The sequence below is a fragment of the Ahrensia sp. 13_GOM-1096m genome (genome assembly GCF_000620605.1).
Classification (GTDB): Bacteria; Pseudomonadota; Alphaproteobacteria; order Rhizobiales; family Rhizobiaceae; genus Ahrensia; species Ahrensia kielensis.
Genome location: NZ_JIAX01000010.1, coordinates 129,381 through 149,012, shown reverse-complemented (window position 1 = coordinate 149,012; position 19,632 = coordinate 129,381). Strand labels below are relative to the sequence as shown.

The window sequence follows — 19,632 nt, the reverse complement described above, 5'->3', positions numbered from 1 at the left end:
GGCCCCACAAAGGGTGTGTGAAATCGATAGGCTTCTTATGGGGTCGCCAACGGTTCGTCTGCGTTGTTTGACAATGGTCGCTAATTGTTTTCATGCCGTGATACTGCAAAACAGATCTATTAAATTTTGTAACTGTAAAGTTCTGCAAGCTCGATGTTGTTGCAGTCCTTTTTTAGCTTGCGTGTCATTGCGCCAGCTTGGTAAAGTTTTTGCACGGCATTTCGCATAAATGGTAGGCCTTGGGCAAGTTAATAAACCATTTTGCCTTTGCGCTAAAGTTCGGGCTGGCACTTACTGTATAAATAAGTTTCGATCTGTAACAATTTTACACATGAAGCCGCGCACATTGCGGTTAAATATTGTTTATTTTTGCGGCTCTGGTTACACGTTGATCCAATTAACTGATACGATATCGCTGCGGCGATTGCCAATTCATAACGAGGTATGTGGAGAAGGTCCGGCGCTGTGGTTACCGGTCAACGTTACTTAATCTACAACGAAGTACGGGGGAGCAGTGCATCCTCTGATGAACCTAACTAACAGTTTCTAAAAACCCAACCTGTGGTCGTGTGTTAGGCAGTATTTATCGGAAGCGCAGGCTGTATACTATCAAAGTCGCTCAAACTTTATCTTAACAAAAAGCATATAAATGTTTCTTGAATAGGAGCGAGGGGCAATGATGCGAAATTTCATAATAGCATCTAGTATTATAAAGTTTATCCTTGTTGCTGCTATCATGGGGGTGATTACGGCAGCGCTATACTTTTATGTTAGTCCAGACTTCCCTATATATTCGTATGTTGTGTTTTTCTACACTGTTGTTTTGGCTCTTCTTTTCCGCATTTATTTAAGCGGTGAAACTACAACGAGGCGCCGTTTTGCCTATCTTAGCATCCCAGCTTTAATGTTTGCTTTTTGGGCAACCGTGCACACTTTGTTTGAGGACTACAACGTTCAGGCATTAATCTATCACTCGGTGTATGGATTTACATCGGAGGGAATACCCAAGCAATATTTCCTCTTTGGTCTTTTCTGTTTGATAGGTGTTTTGATCATAATAGCAGCTATGATTATGGGCGTACGACAAAGTCCGTTATTCTCAAAAATTGATAAGTTCGCCTTTGTTCCTTTGATAGTCTTTAACCCTTTTGTTATCGAAACTGCTCAGGGGTTAGGTTTAGGCGCTGGTGAGCAGCAAAGTCTTCCTGCGTACTACCACCCTGCTGTCAACATAAGACACGATGGTTCAGATCGCCCGAATGTCATTCACATTTTCTTGGAGAGCGCTGAACAAACACTCGAAAATGAAGAGTATTTTGGACCCGTTATGCAACCGCTTTTGGAATTTAAAACAAAAGGCTTAAGCGCAACGAACATCTCTCAAGTCAAAAATACGGAGTGGACGATTGCTGGTACAATTGCAGCGACTTGCGGTGTGCCGCTAATTCAGCCGTGGTTGACAACACGAAATGCCGATCACATCCAGGGTCGTTTCATGCCCAATATAACGTGTTTAGGAGACGTCTTAAAATCAGATGGTTATCATACTGAGTATATGATTGGTGCAGATGTTCGATTTGCTGGAACAGATCTTTTTGCGCGTGATCATGGTTTTGAAAATGTTATGGGCCTGCAAGAATTATATAAATACTATCCCAATGAAAGGAATGAATGGGGTTTAAGCGACCAAGCAATTTTTATCCACGCAGAGAAAAGTTTTCGGAAGCTTTCAAAAAAGGATCAGCCTGTCTTGCTAACATTAGCGACTATAGGCGGGCACCCGCCTTCCGGCTACCCTTCTGCTGGCTGTTTGGATGGTACAATTGCGATCAAATCAACGGAACCTATGGGAATTGGTCTTGAGTGCGCAAACGCTTTAACGCGCGATATGTTGCATTCTTTAGATGCTGATGGCCTGCTCGAAAACACAATTGTCATTATCCAAAGTGACCATTTGATGATGGGCTCAGATTTTACATCACGGCTTAATAAGCTCGAACGTAGAAACTTCTTTATGGCCTTTGGTCCAAACATTAAGCCAGAAGAAATTGATCGAAGCGCCTCTATGATGGATGTTTATCCAACCATTCTTGAAATGCTTGGTTACGAACTACCAGAAGGTGCTGCAGCGCTCGGCGTTTCGCTATATTCAGATAAGAAAAATCTAATGGAGCAGCTAGGACAGGAAGAGCTCAATCAAGCGATCCAGTTTGATGCTGACCTGCGTAGGCTGCTTTGGCTTGACCATGACGTAGGTAGCGATAGTTAGTCACTCATTAGGCTTTCTGTTTCACTGCAAAGCGGCTTGCAAAAAAAGTGTTAAATACGTCCGTTTTTACGATCAATAACAAATAGGGTCTTCAGATTATTTCCGATCAAACTCAAATGTTTTTTAACCAGTCTTTCAATTTTGACCTATTCTCCAAGCGAAAACAAATTCCCAAACTTAAGCCGTACAATAGTTTAACCTTTCGCAACTATGTCTATACCAATTGGAGTGGCTGAATGGCGATTGAAGGTATAGTTATTGTTGGCGGATCTCACGGCGCGCTTGCTCTTGCCAGAAGTGTAGGCGCTAGCGGTGGCAGTGTAACTTTCATCACAAAAGACTCTAATTTAGCTGTGTGGTCGAGGCATATATCGCGAACGCTCAGATGGAGCGGCCCACAAAATCAAAGCGCGCTGGCGTTTCTGCTAGAAGTATCTGAAAAATATGAATTGCGTAACCACATCATTATTGCTGGTGGGGATGCGGAAGTTCAATTCATCGCTGAAAATCATGATAGCTTGTCAAAGCATTTCGAAATGCCTACGCCCAATTGGCATGATCTTCATTGGCTGTGTGATAAGCCTTTGCTCTATGAGCGCGCTAAAGCGCTTTCGATAGCGATACCTGAAACTTACCAATTAAAATCACTCGCTGACCTTGAAGAGCAATCCTTTCGCTTTCCTTTGGTGCTAAAGCCAAACATGGGTGGCGGCGAAAATAAACTCACAAAGCAAAAGGTTATTCGCATAGATAATGATGAGGATTTGTCTGCTGAAATCAGCAGTGCTGAAAAACAAATCGGAATTCAAAACCTCGTGCTTCAAGAACTCATACCAGGTGACGGAAGCAACCAATATTCCTATGCGGGCTATTGGTCGAAACATGGCCCGGTTGGAGAGTTTGTTGCGCGTCGAACGCGGCAATATCCAGTCGATTTTGGGTTAACAAGCACATTTGTTGAAACCGTAGAAGACGAAGATGTCATCAACTGTGCCCATAAACTACTTAGATCAGCAAATTTTACTGGCTTGATCGAAATTGAATTTAAGCGCGATCAACGAGACGGAGAGCTGAAGCTTCTCGATGTTAACCCACGGCCTTGGTCATGGTTCGGTTTATGTAAATGTGCATCGCTGGATTTGGGTAAATTAATATTTGAAGGGGAGGCGGAAGGCAATCCGATTCCCCAAACCGCAGAAATAGGTGTCACTTGGAGCTATGCAACACGCGATATTTTCGCTGCTGTAAAACTCATACAAAGAAAACAGTTTTCGGTCCTTGGTTACATTAAATCTGTTGCACAAAATCGTTGCGGCGCAACTTTCAAGATTGATGATCCAATGCCCGCAATTGTGGATTTGCCGATTACCCTTTACCGCGTTTTGACGCGGCGGGTTCTTAACTTTGGCAGATCTGATCAAGGGTAAGGCTGTGGCCGTTACAATCACTCAAATCGATGACTTTTTGTCTGCCTCATATTTGAAAATTGCAAAATTTATTCTTCTTATCGAGTCGATAAAATACGGCATTTTTCGAGTTGGTAGCTGACTAAAATGTCCGGTTTCAAGTATTGTTGGAGCAGCCCAGCCGATCGCGTCATGGCTTGAGCTGCCATATACGATAAAGCAATTGCGCGGTTTTTCGGCAAGGTTATTTAAAAGGCTTTCAATCACTTTGTCGAAGACGGGTTTGGAAAATGGATTATAGAAATAAACGAGCAAATCTGTGTCCGGAAACACATAGCTGGTTGCGTCTTCTTCAAGAACACTAACATCGTTTTTCCGCACATCCGATTTGAAAAATTGCTCAATATTCAGTTTGGCAACATCCACAAGTTCCGATGCAAATTCAACGCCAACAATTTTGGGAAACTTGTATTGTGCTGCGAGCAATAAAGTTCTTCCCTTGCCGCAACCAAGATCAATAAATGTGCGGTTACTTTGGCCCATATCATCGGGCATATTTTCCATTATAAAACGGAAACTACTCGGCGACGTACAGACACACTCATTACCAAGATCTTTGTTGGGGCCAACAACATTTAGCAAGTCCAACCGAATGGAACCTGCGGTGTCGACACCGTGTTTTCGGTCCCAACGTTTAGCAAAATAGTTAGCTGATAAATGTTGGATATTGCGCGTGATGAATTGATAAGAACCGCGTAAGCCGTGCTTTCTCAAAAGGTCAATAATGCCGGTTATACCGAGATTTTTGATTTGCTTCACCGCACGGCCCAAACGACCGGCTGAGTGATCTTCAAGGTTTTTCGAAGTGTGGTTTTCTTGCTGCTGATCCACGCTTAAATCTCTTTCATATATTTATGAACTTGTAGAATGATAGCAGTCAGGAACTACAATATTCTTAAGATGAAGCGGGTGAACTTGACGAAGTGTTGAGCAAACTTGTGGCGGAAGAGGGGAGCGAGCTTGTGTTTAACATCAAGCGAAAATACGCTTAAATCTCTCATAACAGCCAAAATTTTCTGTGCAAATTAAACTGTTTATGGCAGGCTTAATGCATGAAAAAACAAGCCTTATTATTGACGACAGCAATGTTTTTACATTTGCCTTTTGCTTATGCGCTCGAAATCAAAGCGGTCGATGATGATGCCTTCGTGGAAATTGATATGAAGCAGGCACAGCTGGGCCAGCTGCTGTTTTGGGACCCTATTTTGTCGGGTAACAAGAATATTTCCTGCGGTACATGTCATCATCCAAAGCTTGGCACTGCCGACGGCGTTTCACTGTCAATCGGCGAGGGCGGTATCGGGTTGGGGCCCGATCGGATGGTTGATAAAAGCAATATTCCTGAGCAGCGTATTCCGCGTAATGCGCCGGCATTGTTTAACCTTGGCGCAAAAGAATTTACTGTCATGTTTCATGATGGGCGACTTGAAGCCGATGAGACAAAAAAATCTGGATTACGCACACCGCTAGACGATGACATGACCGTTGGGTTCTCCGGTGTGTTATCTGCGCAGTCTATGTTTCCAGTTTTGTCGTCAGATGAAATGGCAGGGCATTATAGCGAGAACGATGTTGCTAAAGCTGTTCGCCGCGGTTTGATAACAGGCACCGATGGCGCGTGGGATATTATCTCAAAGCGTGTTGCTGCGATTGATGAATATCAAAAGATGTTCGATGAAGTTGATCCTGAAATAGCGCAGGGCAAGCCAATCGGGTTTACAGATATTTCAAATGCTATTGCTGCATTTATCGCCTTTGAGTGGCGATCAGACGAGAGCCCGTTCGACAATTATCTTCGCGGCGAAGCGCAGCTTGATGATGTCGCGGCGCAAGGCATGGACTTGTTCTACGGTAAAGCTCAATGCGCATCTTGCCACACAGGACCGTTTCAAACAGACCATAAGTTTCATGCAATGGGTGTGCCGCAAATTGGCCCCGGAAAAGCCGAGCGGTTCGAAAGCCATAGTCAAGACACAGGCCGAATGCGAGTTACAGGAAGGCTTGAAGATGCATATGCATTTCGCACGCCGTCTTTACGCAATGTGACTTTGACTGCACCTTACGGACATTCAGGCGCTTATCGTAATTTGCGTCATTTCCTTGAGGCGCATGTCGAGCCCTCTACGGCAGTTGATTATTACGACAAAAGTGAAGCCCAGTTTAGTGACTACACGCCGCCTAAAAATGATTGGGCAGCACTAGAAGATGCAAAAGAAAATCAAGCAATCAAAGATGCCGTTCGCTGGTCTGGTGTAAAACTGGCAGCAGGTGAGATTGATGCTTTAATGGCTTTTATGGGTGCTTTGGAAGATAAGAAAAGTCTGACTTCGCGGCTTGGTGTGCCAAGCACGCTGCCAAGCGGTTTGCCGGTCGACAAGTAAGCGACCCGTTGCTGTGTTAAGTGAACTTTAAATCGGGCTAAGCTCGATTTGATTGTTGGCTCCGCGCTTAGCAATAATTCTGCTGTTCGCCTCGATTTTTGTCCATTCAGATGTGGAGCCATCAGGCCATATGACGCGTATTTCTGCTTGCTTGGCTAAACCTAAACCAAAATGGGTAGGACCGATTTTACCGCTGGCATGACCGCCGCCGATTGTGATTTCTTGTGTTTGTACTTTGCTGTCAGATGCAGTGCGTAATTCAATCCAAGCGCCGATAGCATCAACATTACTGTCGTTTTGTTGGAGTTTGATAGACGTATAATTACCGCTATTCGTGCTCACATTCTCATAGATATCGAACGCGGCGCGTCGGTTCATAACCGCGATATCCAGTTTTCCATCCAGATTAAAATCTGCGATTGAAGCACCACGTGAACGGGCTGTGTCTGCAAGCCCTGCTTCAAGTCCCACCTCAACAAAAGTGCCATCCGGTTTTTGTACGAGTAGATTATTCGGGTCTTTCATGGCCATGCCGGGCATTTGGTCGACATTGCCCTTGGCGATAAAAAGATCAGCAAGACCATCATTATTTATGTCGTTAAACTCTGCATGCCAACCAGTAGAAGGGCGACCATCATCGCCGGTATAGGGACGCTGTGCATAAGCGCCGATATTGAACGGCGCATTTTCCATTTTTGCGCCGCCTGCATAAAATTGGATTAGCTGATCACCCATAGATGTGAGCATTATATCGGGCGCTTTATCGCCGTTTAGATCCTGACTGGCGATCCCCATTCCCCAAACGGAAATAGGCAACCAGCCGTCTTCACGTGTAAGGAAGCGCATTTCATCGAGGCGAAACATTTGCTCCTCGCCGTCACGCAAATAATAATGGCGGTCGTTGGAAATGCGTAGATCGCGGCGTCCGTTTCGCGTCCAGTCTGAAAAGAGCATGGAAAGTGCGCAGTAGCCCGGATCGAGCGTTATAGGTTCTTGGTAATGTAAGCCCTCCGGCCGGTACAGATGGTTTACATCGCAAGCACCAAACGGCCCTTCAGGATTATCGCGGTCAACATAATTGCCAACGGCTAATGTCGGCAAGCTTGCGTTTTCTTCCCATGTTGCCGAGAAGGATGTGGTCCAGCGATCAAGCCCATTGAAATGCCACAGGGTATTCGCTTCTTCAAAGTGACAGTTTCCTAAGCCGCGCAGAATTTTGTTCTCGCCCACGCGCATGACGAACAAATCTATGTGCTCATCATTATCAATGTTGATAGGGTAGGCACCGGTTACTGAATCAAATTCAGCGCCAGTATTCGGCAGATCTTGAAACTGAATTGCAGCGCCTGCTTGTGTCGTCGTGTTGACCGCAATGCGCGACATGTTTTCGCCGCCTGCAAGAAACACATCGGGAAAGGCATCGCCATTACAATCAAATGTCGCCATGCCACCGCCAACAAAAAACTCCCAGCCACCATTATATATGTGCTCAAAATCAAAAGTCTTTGCGCGAGACTCAAACTTAACATCATCTGCAAAAGCAAGCGATGAGGTGAGAAGAGCAGTCAGTGTGAGGGCAAACTTGTTCAATGCGGCGGGCCTATTGATTGGTGCTCGTTGCGCTAAGCAATGTTTCGGTTAGCTCAGAAAGTGCAAGTGCTGCAGCGCCCTGTGCCCAGAGTAGGTCACCCCAAGTGTGAACTTCAATATCTGGCCTCGTGCGTTGCCAATCCAGCGTTTGGCGCTCCATTTCCTGCAACACTTCATCCTCGTATAGAAAGTCATATTGCATGCGAGCACCGGATAGAATGACTAAGCTTGGGTCGAAAAGATTGACGACATTGGCAAGGCCAGTCGCAAGGTAGCGGCCAGCACGTTTGAAAATTGTCGTCGCAGCTTCATGGCCGTTTTTGGCTTCCTCAAAAAGCCTATCTAGAATCAAACTGATATCGCCCATTTCACTGGGGTCCAAAGTGAGCGCAGTTGAGGCTTCACGCACAAGTGCATAGTCAGCGACATAGGCCTCAAGGCATCCACGCTGGCCACATCGGCACAATGCGCCATCAAGCTGCACTTTTGTGTGGCCAAGCTCCATGCCCACACCATGTGCACCGCGGTAAATTCTATGGTTGACGACAAGCCCCATGCCTATGCCGTGCTCAATGGTAACAACTGCGAAGTCAGAAACCGTGCGCCCTTTGCCAAACCAAAGTTCGGCTAGTGTGACGAGATTGGTGTCATTGTCTATAAAGACAGGGCAATTCAAAACTTCGCTGGCCATAGCTGCAAGAGCAATGTTTTGTTGATCGAGCATGGGTGACCAAATAACTTTGCCAGCAGCGCAATCGATCAAGCCAGGAAGTCCCATGCCAATGGCTGAAAGTTGGGATTGTTTTATGCCGCTCTCTTTAAGTGCCATCTGCAGAACATCATTGATCTCTTTTAATATGTCATTTGCGCCGCGTGATGCACTGTTGTGAGCGATGTCGGCCGAGCCCAACATGTTGCCTGCAAAGTCCATGATGACCGCAGTGTGCGTTTTGTCGTTGGTTTTGATGCCTGCGACAAAGAAAGCGTCTTTACGAATAGCGATAGAAACAGGTGGCCGCCCACGGATAGGCTCGCCTTCACGCGGCGGTGTTGTCACTTCATGTACAAAACCAGCCTGTATAAGTTCATTGACGAGTGCGGTTACACTGGCGGGACTAATGCGCAGGCTGCTTGAAATATCAACGCGCGCACACAGGCCTGCGCCGCGAACATGTTCAAATATTTGCTGCTTTAAAGTTCGGCTTATATCGGACGATTGCGCAATAAGCGGCCCGACGCCTTGAATGTGTTCGGTGTTATTGTTGTGCTGCAACATTAATTCATCAACTGAAATTAAGCGGCGAATAAAACGCCTAAAATCCCAGAAGCCTCCCATTTGTGATTAATATTTATCACTTAATTCGAAAAATGGTCAATTTATTTTTTGACAACTGAAAAAAATAAATCCATGATGTTGGTACACTCGGTGTAGTTATCGAGGCGGCCAGGCATGGCGTATTAATCTCGGGAGGATTTATAAAATGCGTAAATTTATCTCTGTGGCAGCTTTCGCTGCTGTGGCAATGGCATCTGTTTCAACAGCGGCTATGGCTGAAGGTAAAAAGATTGGCGTAAGCTGGTCAAATTTCCAAGAAGAGCGCTGGAAAACAGATGAAGCAGCGATGAAAGCTGCCATCGAAGAAAATGGCGATGAGTATATCTCTGCCGACGCTCAAGCATCTGCAGCTAAACAGCTTACTGATGTTGAAAGCTTAATCGCGCAGGGTGCTGATGCACTCGTTATTCTATCCGTTGACTCAGGCGCCGTTGGCGCAGCTGTTGATGCAGCTGCTGCTGAAGGTATTCCTGTTCTTGGTTATGACCGTCTTGTTGAAGACGAACGTGCTTTCTACCTGACTTTCGACAACAAAGGTGTTGGCCGTATCATCGCTGAAAGCGTTAAAGCTGTTCAGCCTGAAGGCAATTACGCAATCATCAAAGGCGACAAGGGCGATCCGAACGCACTCTTCTTGCTTGAAGGCATGATGGAAGTGATTGGTCCGGACGTTGAAGCTGGTAAAATCACAGTTGTTGGTGAAGCTTTCACTGATGGTTGGAAGCCAGACAACGCTCAGAAAAATATGGAGCAGATCCTTACAGCGAACGACAACAAAGTAGATGCTGTTCTTGCTGAAAATGATGGCATGGCAGGCGGCGCTATTGCAGCGTTGCAGGCACAGGGCATGAACGTTCCAGTTGGTGGCCAAGATGGTGACCATGCTGCGCTTAACCGCGTTGCTCGCGGCACACAGGTTGTGTCTGTATGGAAAGATGCACGCCAACTTGGTAAAGCAGCCGGCAACATTGCTGCAATGCTTGCTGACGGAAAAGAGATGTCTGATATTCCTGATGCAGTCGTATGGTCAGGTGGATCGAAAGGCATTGAAATGAACGCGATTTTCCTTGCACCAACACCAATAACAAAAGACAACATTAATGCTGTTATTGATGCTGGCCACATTGCCAAAGACAAAGTCTGCGAAGGCGCTGTCGACGGTGTTAACGGCTGCTAATTAGCGCACGTTAACTTGCCTAATATTGACAAAGTCCGCCGATTTTCGGCGGGCTTTGGTTCAAAAGGCCCAAAGAATTTATATTATTTTCGATGTTTTAAGCCGCACAACCTGCGGTAACTGATGATCCACATCAGGAGGAAATTATGGTAAGCCCTAATTTAGAACACTTGTCCGATGATGCTCGTACCGGACCTGTGAAACGCTTTTTAAAAGCCACAGAAATAGACAGCAGATTGCTGGGCATGATCGGTGCTCTCGTCCTTATCTGGCTTGGCTTCCACCTTTATGGCGGTATCGTCAACGGTTTTGCCGCGTTCATAACACCGCGTAACTTATGGAATTTGTCGGTTCAGACATCATCCATCGGTATCATGGCAACGGGCATGGTTCTCGTTATTGTTACGCGCCACATTGACCTCTCGGTCGGCTCAATTCTTGGCTTTGCGGCGATGATGATGGCGGTGACGCAGGTCAATATCTTGCCAGATATTCTCGGACTTGGGCATCCTGCCATATGGCTTATCGCAATTGCTGTCGGCTTGTTGGTCGGCACACTTGTTGGCGCTTTTCATGGCTGGTTAATTGCCTATCGTGGCATACCCGCTTTCATCGTAACGCTTGGCGGCCTTTTGGTTTGGCGCGGCGCGACCTTCTTGATTACGCGCGGCGAAACAATTGCACCGATGGATTCAACCTTTGCACTGCTGGGCGGCGGTCCTTACGGAGCGGTAGGGTCTACATGGAGCTGGGTGCTCGGCATTATCGCCTCATTAGGCGTGGTTTTTATGCTGCTTTCTGGCCGCAAACAACGCAAGCGTTTTCAGTTTCCATTACGTCCAGTTTGGGCTGACACATTCTTGGGTGTTGTTGGCTGTGGATTGATCCTTGGGTTTGTGATGCTCGTCAATGCATATCCTTGGCCGCGCGGTATTGTACGCCAATATGCAGCGGCGAATAATATCGAGGTGCCGGATGGAGGTCTCTTCATCTCACACGGTTTTGCAATTCCTGTTTTGATCTTGATCCTTGTCGGATTGGCCATGACATTTTTGACCACCCGTACTCGGTTCGGTCGCTACGTCTTTGCTATCGGCGGCAATCCTGAAGCCGCAGAACTTGCTGGTATCAATACGCGCTGGGTGACAGTGAAAATCTTTGCACTCATGGGCTTCTTGAGCGGTCTATCCGCCGTGGTTGCCAGCGCAAGGTTGAACTCTGCTTCTGGTAACCTTGGAACACTTGATGAGCTTTATGTAATCGCCGCGGCCGTTATTGGCGGCACATCCTTTGCCGGTGGTGTTGGAACGATTTACGGCGCCATTCTCGGAGCGGTCGTTATGCAGAGCCTTCAAGCTGGCATGGTCTTGATCGGGTTTGACGCAGCAGTGCAGCAGATCGTTGTTGGTTCAGTTCTTGTTGTCGCCGTTTGGGTCGACACAATGTACCGCAAACGCGCACAATAATTGGGGAACGATGATGGAACAGCAAGAAAAACAAACTGCGCTTATTGATCTTCGTGATATTTCGATATCATTCGGCGGTATTAAAGCGGTTGATCAGGCTTCAGTCGATTTGTTTCCTGGTGAAGTTGTGGCTTTGCTTGGGCACAACGGTGCAGGAAAATCGACACTGATTAAAATTCTCTCCGGTGCATATAAACGTGATGCAGGCGATATTTATGTGCGCGGAGAAAAGGCGGCAATCGCCAATCCGCGTGATGCGAAAGACTATGGTATCGAGACGATTTACCAGACGCTCGCACTTGCCGATAATGTGGATGCTGCAGCCAATTTGTTCTTAGGCCGTGAAATGCTCACGCGCTGGGGAACATTGGATGATGTGGGCATGGAAGCCGAAGCGCGAAAAGTTATGGGGCGTTTGAACCCGAATTTTCAGCGTTTTAAGGATCCGGTCAAACAATTATCAGGCGGTCAGCGCCAATCTGTGGCGATCGCTCGTGCCATTCTTTTCAATGCACGCATTCTGATTATGGATGAACCAACGGCTGCACTTGGACCGCAAGAAACGGCGCAAGTTGGTGAGTTGATTAAGCAATTGAAGAAAGATGGTATCGGCATCTTCCTTATCAGCCATGACATTGAAGATGTGTTCGATCTTGCTGACCGTGTTGCTGTGATGAAAAACGGGCAAATGGTTGGCACCGCAAAAACAGGTGATGTGACCAAGGATGAAGTGCTTGGAATGATCATTCTTGGAAAATGCCCTCCTGGTGCCATTCCAGGTCCAGGTGCAATCCAAGAATAAGGAGCACATTATGCATCTTGGATTAGACCTTGGCACTTCAAGCATAAAAGGGCTGTTGATCGACGATAATCAAAAGATTATCGCTGAGGCAACAGCTCCAATGGCTGTGTCACGCCCACAAGACGGCTGGTCCGAACAAGACCCAGCCGAGTGGATTAAAGGCGCAGAAAGCGTTTTTGATGCATTGGCCCAAAAGACTGATTTGTCAAAATTGGTGTCAATTGGCTTGAGTGGCCATATGCATGGCGCAACGTTGATCGATAAGAACGACAAGGTTTTGCGGCCTTGCACCTTGTGGAATGATACGCGCAGCCATGTTGAAGCGGCTGAAATGGACATCGATGCTGAATTTCGCAGCGTGTCCGGCAATATTGTTTTCCCTGGCTTTACAGCACCCAAGGTCGCTTGGGTAAGGAACAATGAACCTGAAATTTTCAATCAGATTGCAAAAGTTCTGCTTCCGAAAGATTACTTACGCTTATGGCTGACAGGTGGGCACGTTGCCGAAATGTCAGATGCAGCTGGCACAAGCTGGCTAGATACGGGCAAGCGTGACTGGTCTAACAGTTTGTTGCAAAAAACAGGTTTAACCCGCGACCAGATGCCGAGCCTTGTTGAAGGCAATGAAGTCTCTGGTACGCTTAGATCTGTGCTTTGCCAAAAATATGGCATTACCCAAAGCGTGGTTGTAGCAGGCGGCGGCGGCGATAATGCTGCGTCAGGCATCGGCGTTGGTGTCGCAAAAGCAGGTGACGCATTTGTATCGCTTGGCACATCGGGTGTTTTATTTGCTGCAAGCGATGGTTATGCACCGGATGCTGCTTCTGCAGTCCACACATTTTGCCATGCATTGCCGAAAACTTGGCACCAAATGGGCGTGATATTGTCAGCAACAGATTCGCTTAATTGGTATGCAAAGCTTGTTGGACAGGACGCTACGCAGCTGACCAAAGCGCTTGGTGAACTTGAGGCGCCGAGCAAGACATTGTTTATGCCTTACTTAGGAGGCGAACGTACGCCGCATAATGATGCAGCTGTGCGCGGCGCATTCATAGGCTTGGAACATGCAACAGATACGGCTGCAGGAACGCGCGCTGTGCTTGAAGGTGTGGTTCATGCGTTTCGCGATAGTTTCGACGCACTCACATCAACGGGCACCAAAATTGATCGCATCATGGCGGTGGGCGGCGGTTCTAAATCTGATTACTGGCTATCTGCGATTGCAACGTCACTTCAAATGCCAATCGATGTGCCGGTTGCTGGCGATTTCGGCGGTGCGCTGGGGGCTGCCCGTTTGGGCATGATGGCCGCAGGTGCAAGTACAGATATTGTGACACGCCCTCAGGTTGCCAAAACGATCACTCCTAATCTTCAATTATCGAATGCCTTTGCTGATGCGCACCAGCGCTACCGCGAAGCTTACAAATCTATAAGGAATCTAACATGACCGACTTTTTCAAAGGTATTGACGCTGTAGAATATGAAGGCCCTGATAGCGACAGCGAGCTTTGTTATCGTCATTACGATGCCAACGAGATTGTTATGGGCAAACGCATGGAAGATCATTTGCGTTTTGCCGTCGCCTATTGGCATAGCTTTGCATGGGAAGGTGGAGATCCTTTCGGTGGCCGAACATTTGATCGTCCTTGGTTTGGCAGCACAATGGACAAAGCAAAGCTAAAAGCTGACGTTGCTTTCGATATGTTCAAAATTATCGGTCAGCCTTATTTTTGTTTCCACGATGCTGACATGCGCCCAGAAGGCGACAACTTTGCCGAAAACACGCGCAATCTGGAAGAGATGGTTGATTACATCGGCACCAAAATGGAAACCGCAGAGACCAAACTTCTTTGGGGCACTGCGAACCTGTTCTCCCATCGCCGTTTCATGTCAGGTGCCGCAACAAACCCTGATCCTGAGGTCTTTGCTTATTCAGCAGCTACGATCAAAACATGTATGGACGCAACGCTAAAGCTTGGCGGTGAGAACTATGTTCTTTGGGGCGGCCGTGAAGGCTATGAAACGCTGCTCAACACCGATCTGAAACAAGAACGCGCACAAGCAGGCCGCATGTTGCAGATGGCTGTCGATTACAAACATAAAATCGGCTTCAAAGGCGCAATTCTTATTGAGCCAAAACCGCAAGAGCCAACGAAGCATCAATATGATTATGATGTTGCTACCGTATATGGGTTCTTAAAAGAGTTTGGACTTGAGAACGAAGTTCAAATGAATATCGAGCAGGGCCATGCAATTCTTGCAGGCCATTCTTTTGAACATGAACTTGCGATGGCAGCAGCGCTCGGCATTTTTGGCTCAATCGATATGAACCGCAATGATTACCAGTCTGGCTGGGATACGGACCAGTTCCCGAACAATGTACCTGAAATCGCGCTTGCCTATTACGAAGTCATCAAGGCGGGCGGATTTAAAACAGGCGGCACGAACTTTGATGCTAAACTACGCCGTCAGAGTCTCGATCCAGTTGATCTGATCGCGGGTCATGTGGGCGCAATGGATGTGTGTGCATTGGGCTTTAAGAAAGCCGCTGCAATGTTTGAGAATGGTAAATTAGAGCAAGAGCGTAACGCGCGTTACGCTGGCTGGAATGAACCAGAAGCCAAAAAGATGTTGGAAGGCGGTCATTCGCTTGAAAGCATCGAAGAATATGTTCGCGGTGGTGATGTCAATCCTGAACCTCGTTCAGGCAAGCAAGAACGCCTTGAAAACCTCGTTAACCGCTTCATGTAAGCGTCAAAACACCCTAAATATAAGTAATGTTGGGCCGCATGAGTTGAAATTACTCGTGCGGCCTTTTCCATTATTTGTGCCTTCAATGGGGAAATTTTAGCTAATTTTTTAATGCCGCATTAACCGCATTTGTTTGCTGTTCGGGATAACGCATCCATCTTCAGGGTTTATTTGTCTTTGCGAGGCAATTTAGCACGATGATAGGAGATGTTCCGTGCTGAAACCGGTAAAATCTATTTTGATGGTTGATGATGATCCAGATGATGTTTTCATCATCCGCGATGCGCTGAGTGATATTTCTGATGAAGAATATAAAATCACAATCGCCAATGATCCGCTTGTTGCCCTTAAAATTCTGGAGCGGAAAAGCTTTGATGTCATCCTAACTGATTACCGAATGGGTGCGCTGACGGGAATTGATTTAATCAAACAAATTCGCAGCAAAGGCCTATCGACACCTATTATTTTGCTTACGGGAGTTTCACAACGTGAACTCGACGATAAGGCGCTTGCTGCGGGGGCTTCTGATTATCTTAGCAAAGCAGATATCAACGGACCTTTGATTGAACGTGCAATCCGCTATGCGATTGCCAATGCGCGCCGCCAAGAATTATTCTCCTCCGTACTGTCTAATGTTAAAGCTGCAATTTGCGTTGTCGATACTGTGGGGACGCCGCAAATTTGGAATCCAGAATTCCTAGCAATCGCAAAATTAAATTCAGCTTTACTTGAAAGTCATGATGCCGTTGCAGAGTTTGCAACACAGGTATCTGAAGCAGAGCAGTCAAGTTTGGTCGAAAAAACCAAGCATGAGAAAAAAGTCACTCACTTGCCCGATGGGCGAAGTGTGATCATGCTGCATGATATTTCTGAACATTTGAGCGCGCTACGACAGCGCGAACTTGCTGAAGAAAAAGCAGCTCACCAAGCTAAAACCTGCTCTATGACAGGCCTGCCAAACCGGTTGGCTTTCACAGAAAAACTAGAAGAGACCATACGTTCCGGTAAGAACTTCAGCCTGCTCAATATCGATCTGGATAAATTCAAAAGTTACAATGATATTTACGGCCATCCTTTTGGCGATGCGTTGTTAGTAAAACTATCGGCGCTTTTTCAAAACGCATGTGCTCAGGGTGATTATCTGGCAAGAATCGGCGGTGATGAGTTCATTGCTATCCAGCTGCATGATGGTGACGATGACCGAACAGAAAAGCTAGAAGACCGTATTTTTGCGCAGCTTGAAAACAATATCATGGTCGACGGCCGTAGGCTTAATATGAGCGTCAGTATTGGTGTGGCAAGCTTCCCCAAACACGCTCAAACGGCTCAAGACCTTTTGTCATACTCTGATATTGCGATGTATCGTGCAAAGGCAAAGGACGGTCCAAGAGTAGAGTACTACGATTCAGGCTTAGATGAAGCGGTGCGTGAACAACGCCGCCTTACAAATGATTTGCAATCTGCTATCCGCGAAGAACAGTTAGATGTTTTCTTCCAGCCGCAATTTGACCTCAGCAGCGGCAACCTCATTGGCTGTGAAGCATTGGCGCGTTGGATACACCCAGAAGATGGCCCAATTCGCCCTGATATATTCATCAAAATCGCTGAAGATTGCGGGCTGATTGAAGATCTTGGCAAGCTTATTTTACGTAAAGCCTGCCAGCTTGGCCGTGAATGGAAAGCGGACATCAAAGTCGCCGTGAACATTTCTGCGGTACAGGTGCGTCACACAGACCTCGTCAATGACATACAAACGATCTTGCTTGAGACAGGCTTTCCAGCAAGACGTCTGGAACTAGAAATAACCGAAACGGTTCTCATTGAAGATTTCGAGCATGCGCTCCATGTGTTGCGCGGCATTAAAAATCTTGGCGTTGGCTTGGCAATGGACGATTTTGGTACGGGCTTCTCGTCCCTGTCATCGTTGATATCGTTCCCATTTGATAAGCTGAAAATCGATCGCTCTTTTATTATGGATATGGATAAGCGCGAGCAGCTGAAATCCGTTATTCGTACATGTATTGGGCTAGGGCAGAATTTGAACTTGCGTATCGTCGCTGAAGGTGTCGAGCAGGAAAGTCATATTGATTTTCTACGTTCAGAAGGTTGCGACGAAATGCAGGGATATTTCTGCGGCAAGCCTATGCCGCAAGCACTCTTCATGGATTTTATGATGAATTACGCATTAGATCGTGGTTCAGCCCAAGATGGTGTCAGAACAGTGGAAAAAGTCGCTTAAGATAAAAGCGACTTTAAAACAAAGCTTTGATCCGACGCCATCGCCGCAGTCAGTGTTGCGCCAGAAGCAAGGATACGCTTAGACATGGCGTAAGTTGCCGCATCATTCATGCAGTCAACCGCAATGAATTTGCCGTTTGAGAAGTAGAAATGCGAAACACTTCCTTCGCGCTTTCCAGTTCTAATAACCACATTATCATAACCGCGGTTGAGGCCGGCAATCTGTAATTTCATGTCATACTGATCTGACCAGAACCACGGTTCCGGGTGGTAGGCTTTATTCAAGCCCACAATATTACTGGCTACAATTGCCCCTTGATCATGGGCATTTTGAACAGATTCGAGACGCGTTGGCTGTTCTTCAAATGGCAGTAGAGCAACATCGCCGCAGGCATAAATATCAGGGTCATTTGTGCGGCCATACGCATTAACTATGATGCCTGCATCTGTTTCAAGTTCAGCAGCAATGGCCAATTCCATATTCGGTATAATGCCGATGCCGGTAATAACAATGTCTGCGTCAATCACTTGACCATCGGCAAGAACAACACCGTTACAAGCGCCATTCCCATCATCGCGAATTTTAGAAATACTCACATTTTCCAGAATTTTCACGCTATGGCTTTGGTGTAATGCACGGAATGTGTTTGCGGTCTCAGCGCATGCGACACGTTGCAAAATACGCGGCGCAGCTTCCAGAACGGTCACCGACAGTCCTTTCTTTGAAGCTTCGGCTGCAGCTTCTAGACCAATATAGCCACCGCCAATAACCACGAGTTTTTTGCCCGAAATCATTTTTGCCATTAAAGTATCTGCATCTTTAAGGTCGCGCATGACATGCACATTGTCGAGCGCGCCGCCCATTTCAGCAGGTAATTTGCGCGCCTCAGCGCCAGTCGCCAACACAAGCGTGTCATAGGCAACAGATGTGCCACCTTCGAGCTGTAACTGCTTGTTGCCGCGATCAATGGCAGTGGCACAGGTGCTTAAAATGAGATCAATATTGTTGTCAGTGTACCATTGTGCGGGGCGCAAATGCAGCCGATCAAGTGTCATATCACCAGACATATAGGCTTTGGATAAAGGCGGGCGCTGATAAGGTAGGTTACTTTCAGCAGTGATGATTTTAATCGCGCCGTCAAAATTTAGCTTGCGCAAATTATCTGCAACAGAAATGGCAGCATGGCTACCACCTACGATGATGATCTGATTTGACAAATTGCTACGTCCTTAAAAAAGTAAAAGCGGCACCTGCGTACCGCTTTTCTTTATTATGTAAAAGGCACGATTGTGTCACTTCTCATTTAGGCGTTTTCTGGCTCGCCAACAAATGCCTTTTCAACAACAAAATGCCCAGGCTTAGAGTTTGCGCCTTCTTCCATTCCTGCAGCCTCTAGGAGTTCCTTAATTTCAATATTAAGTCCCATCGAGCCGCAGATCATCACGCGATCTTCTTCTGCGTTGAAAGCCGGTACACCAATTTCAGCAAAAATTTCACCGGAGCGAATTTTGTCCGTCACACGGCCCATATTGTCCGACTGCTCACGCGTTGTCGTAGGGTAATAAATAAGCTTACCTTCAACCATCTCGCCGATCAGCGGATCATTGCGCAGATTTTCGACGAGTTCCTTGCCATAAGTTAGTTCAGCATTTTCGCGGCACGTATGCGTCAGAATAACTTGATCGAATTTTTCATACACTTCTGGGTCGCGAATGAGCGAGGCAAAGGGGGCAATACCAGTGCCCGTGGCAAGCATATAAAGGCGTTTGCCCGGCAGTAGCGCGTCAACAACAAGCGTGCCAACAGGTTTCGTTTTCAAGATAACCTGATCGCCAACTTTGATCTTTTGTAGCTTTGACGTCAGCGGTCCATCTGGAACCTTAATGGAATAAAATTCTAATTCTTCATCCCATGATGGGGAAGCAATAGAATAGGCTCTCAAAATTGGACGCGCAGGCTTGTCGCCAACAGGCTCGCCCATCAAGCCGATCATAACAAACTCACCAGAGCGGAAACGCAGCGATTGCGGCCGCGTTAAACGGAAAGAGAAAAGTCGATCCGTGTAGTGCTTCACTTCGGTAACGGTCTGCCCGTCAGGCAGTAGCGCCGCAGATTTCTCGGCGATGGGTGTCATATCATTCATGGTCATAAACTC

Annotated in this window: 14 protein-coding genes; 9 read left to right on the top strand and 5 right to left on the bottom strand. The window is 46.8% G+C overall.

Annotated features, from left to right (window positions below; genetic code table 11):
- Positions 1-676 precede the first annotated feature (676 nt).
- Both N530_RS0106870 and N530_RS0106865 read left to right on the top strand, forming a co-directional pair.
- Entirely contained in the window at positions 677-2,269 is a 1,593-nt protein-coding gene (locus tag N530_RS0106870; RefSeq protein ID WP_026480103.1) for a sulfatase-like hydrolase/transferase, read from the top strand.
- A 236-nt stretch (positions 2,270-2,505) separates the two neighbouring features.
- The gene (locus tag N530_RS0106865) at positions 2,506-3,696 is read left to right on the top strand and encodes a hypothetical protein (RefSeq protein WP_026480102.1); all 1,191 of its coding nucleotides are present in this window, start codon (positions 2,506-2,508) and stop codon (positions 3,694-3,696) included.
- 21 nt (positions 3,697-3,717) lie between these two features.
- Here the strand turns inward: N530_RS0106865 and N530_RS0106860 are convergent, their stop codons facing one another.
- Positions 3,718-4,566: a class I SAM-dependent methyltransferase gene (locus N530_RS0106860; protein ID WP_026480101.1), complete on the bottom strand. Its 849-nt coding sequence runs from the start codon at positions 4,564-4,566 to the stop codon at positions 3,718-3,720.
- Between the two features lie 221 nt (positions 4,567-4,787).
- On the opposite strand from N530_RS0106860, the gene N530_RS0106855 reads away from it, so the two are divergent.
- Complete coding sequence (locus N530_RS0106855; protein WP_026480100.1) at positions 4,788-6,116, top strand: cytochrome-c peroxidase; 1,329 nt, start codon at positions 4,788-4,790, stop codon at positions 6,114-6,116.
- Positions 6,117-6,143: 27 nt separating this feature from the next.
- On the opposite strand, the gene N530_RS0106850 is transcribed toward N530_RS0106855, so the two are convergent.
- A complete protein-coding gene (locus N530_RS0106850) occupies positions 6,144-7,706 on the bottom strand; it encodes a CRTAC1 family protein (protein ID WP_026480099.1) in 1,563 nt (520 codons plus the stop codon).
- A gap of 10 nt (positions 7,707-7,716) precedes the next feature.
- The gene (locus N530_RS0106845) at positions 7,717-8,982 is read right to left on the bottom strand and encodes an ROK family protein (protein WP_051540824.1); all 1,266 of its coding nucleotides are present in this window, start codon (positions 8,980-8,982) and stop codon (positions 7,717-7,719) included.
- Positions 8,983-9,187: 205 nt separating this feature from the next.
- Here N530_RS0106845 and N530_RS0106840 point away from each other — a divergent pair, with 205 nt between their 5' ends.
- The 6 genes from N530_RS0106840 (at position 9,188) to N530_RS17535 (ending at position 17,477) form a co-directional block, all read left to right on the top strand.
- Positions 9,188-10,219: a substrate-binding domain-containing protein gene (locus tag N530_RS0106840; protein ID WP_026480097.1), complete on the top strand. Its 1,032-nt coding sequence runs from the start codon at positions 9,188-9,190 to the stop codon at positions 10,217-10,219.
- Between the two features lie 146 nt (positions 10,220-10,365).
- Complete coding sequence (locus N530_RS0106835; protein WP_026480096.1) at positions 10,366-11,685, top strand: sugar ABC transporter permease; 1,320 nt, start codon at positions 10,366-10,368, stop codon at positions 11,683-11,685.
- A 13-nt stretch (positions 11,686-11,698) separates the two neighbouring features.
- Entirely contained in the window at positions 11,699-12,487 is a 789-nt protein-coding gene (locus N530_RS0106830) for an ATP-binding cassette domain-containing protein (protein ID WP_162150945.1), read from the top strand.
- 10 nt (positions 12,488-12,497) lie between these two features.
- Positions 12,498-13,934 (top strand): xylulokinase, encoded by a 1,437-nt coding sequence (gene xylB / locus N530_RS0106825; protein WP_026480094.1) that lies wholly within the window; start codon positions 12,498-12,500, stop codon positions 13,932-13,934.
- The gene (gene xylA / locus N530_RS0106820; RefSeq protein ID WP_026480093.1) at positions 13,931-15,238 is read left to right on the top strand and encodes a xylose isomerase; all 1,308 of its coding nucleotides are present in this window, start codon (positions 13,931-13,933) and stop codon (positions 15,236-15,238) included. The genes xylB and xylA overlap by 4 nt, the downstream gene beginning before the upstream one ends.
- Positions 15,239-15,452: 214 nt before the next feature.
- A complete protein-coding gene (locus N530_RS17535; protein ID WP_051540800.1) occupies positions 15,453-17,477 on the top strand; it encodes a bifunctional diguanylate cyclase/phosphodiesterase in 2,025 nt (674 codons plus the stop codon).
- Here the strand turns inward: N530_RS17535 and N530_RS0106810 are convergent.
- Complete coding sequence (locus N530_RS0106810) at positions 17,474-18,694, bottom strand: NAD(P)/FAD-dependent oxidoreductase (protein WP_026480092.1); 1,221 nt, start codon at positions 18,692-18,694, stop codon at positions 17,474-17,476. The genes N530_RS17535 and N530_RS0106810 overlap by 4 nt on opposite strands.
- Positions 18,695-18,780: 86 nt before the next feature.
- Positions 18,781-19,620: a ferredoxin--NADP reductase gene (locus N530_RS0106805; RefSeq protein WP_026480091.1), complete on the bottom strand. Its 840-nt coding sequence runs from the start codon at positions 19,618-19,620 to the stop codon at positions 18,781-18,783.
- Positions 19,621-19,632: the final 12 nt, after the last annotated feature.

Bases quoted from the DNA above. Each gene is read 5' to 3' on its own strand.
- xylA (WP_026480093.1), top strand. From the start codon at position 13,931: ATGACCGACTTTTTCAAAGGTATTGACGCTGTAGAATATGAAGGCCCT.
- N530_RS0106835 (WP_026480096.1), top strand. From the start codon at position 10,366: ATGGTAAGCCCTAATTTAGAACACTTGTCCGATGATGCTCGTACCGGA.
- N530_RS0106855 (WP_026480100.1), top strand. From the start codon at position 4,788: ATGAAAAAACAAGCCTTATTATTGACGACAGCAATGTTTTTACATTTG.
- N530_RS0106870 (WP_026480103.1), top strand. From the start codon at position 677: ATGATGCGAAATTTCATAATAGCATCTAGTATTATAAAGTTTATCCTT.
- N530_RS0106845 (WP_051540824.1), bottom strand. From the start codon at position 8,982: ATGTTGCAGCACAACAATAACACCGAACACATTCAAGGCGTCGGGCCG.
- N530_RS0106805 (WP_026480091.1), bottom strand. From the start codon at position 19,620: ATGAATGATATGACACCCATCGCCGAGAAATCTGCGGCGCTACTGCCT.
- N530_RS0106865 (WP_026480102.1), top strand. From the start codon at position 2,506: ATGGCGATTGAAGGTATAGTTATTGTTGGCGGATCTCACGGCGCGCTT.
- N530_RS0106840 (WP_026480097.1), top strand. From the start codon at position 9,188: ATGCGTAAATTTATCTCTGTGGCAGCTTTCGCTGCTGTGGCAATGGCA.
- xylB (WP_026480094.1), top strand. From the start codon at position 12,498: ATGCATCTTGGATTAGACCTTGGCACTTCAAGCATAAAAGGGCTGTTG.
- N530_RS0106830 (WP_162150945.1), top strand. From the start codon at position 11,699: ATGGAACAGCAAGAAAAACAAACTGCGCTTATTGATCTTCGTGATATT.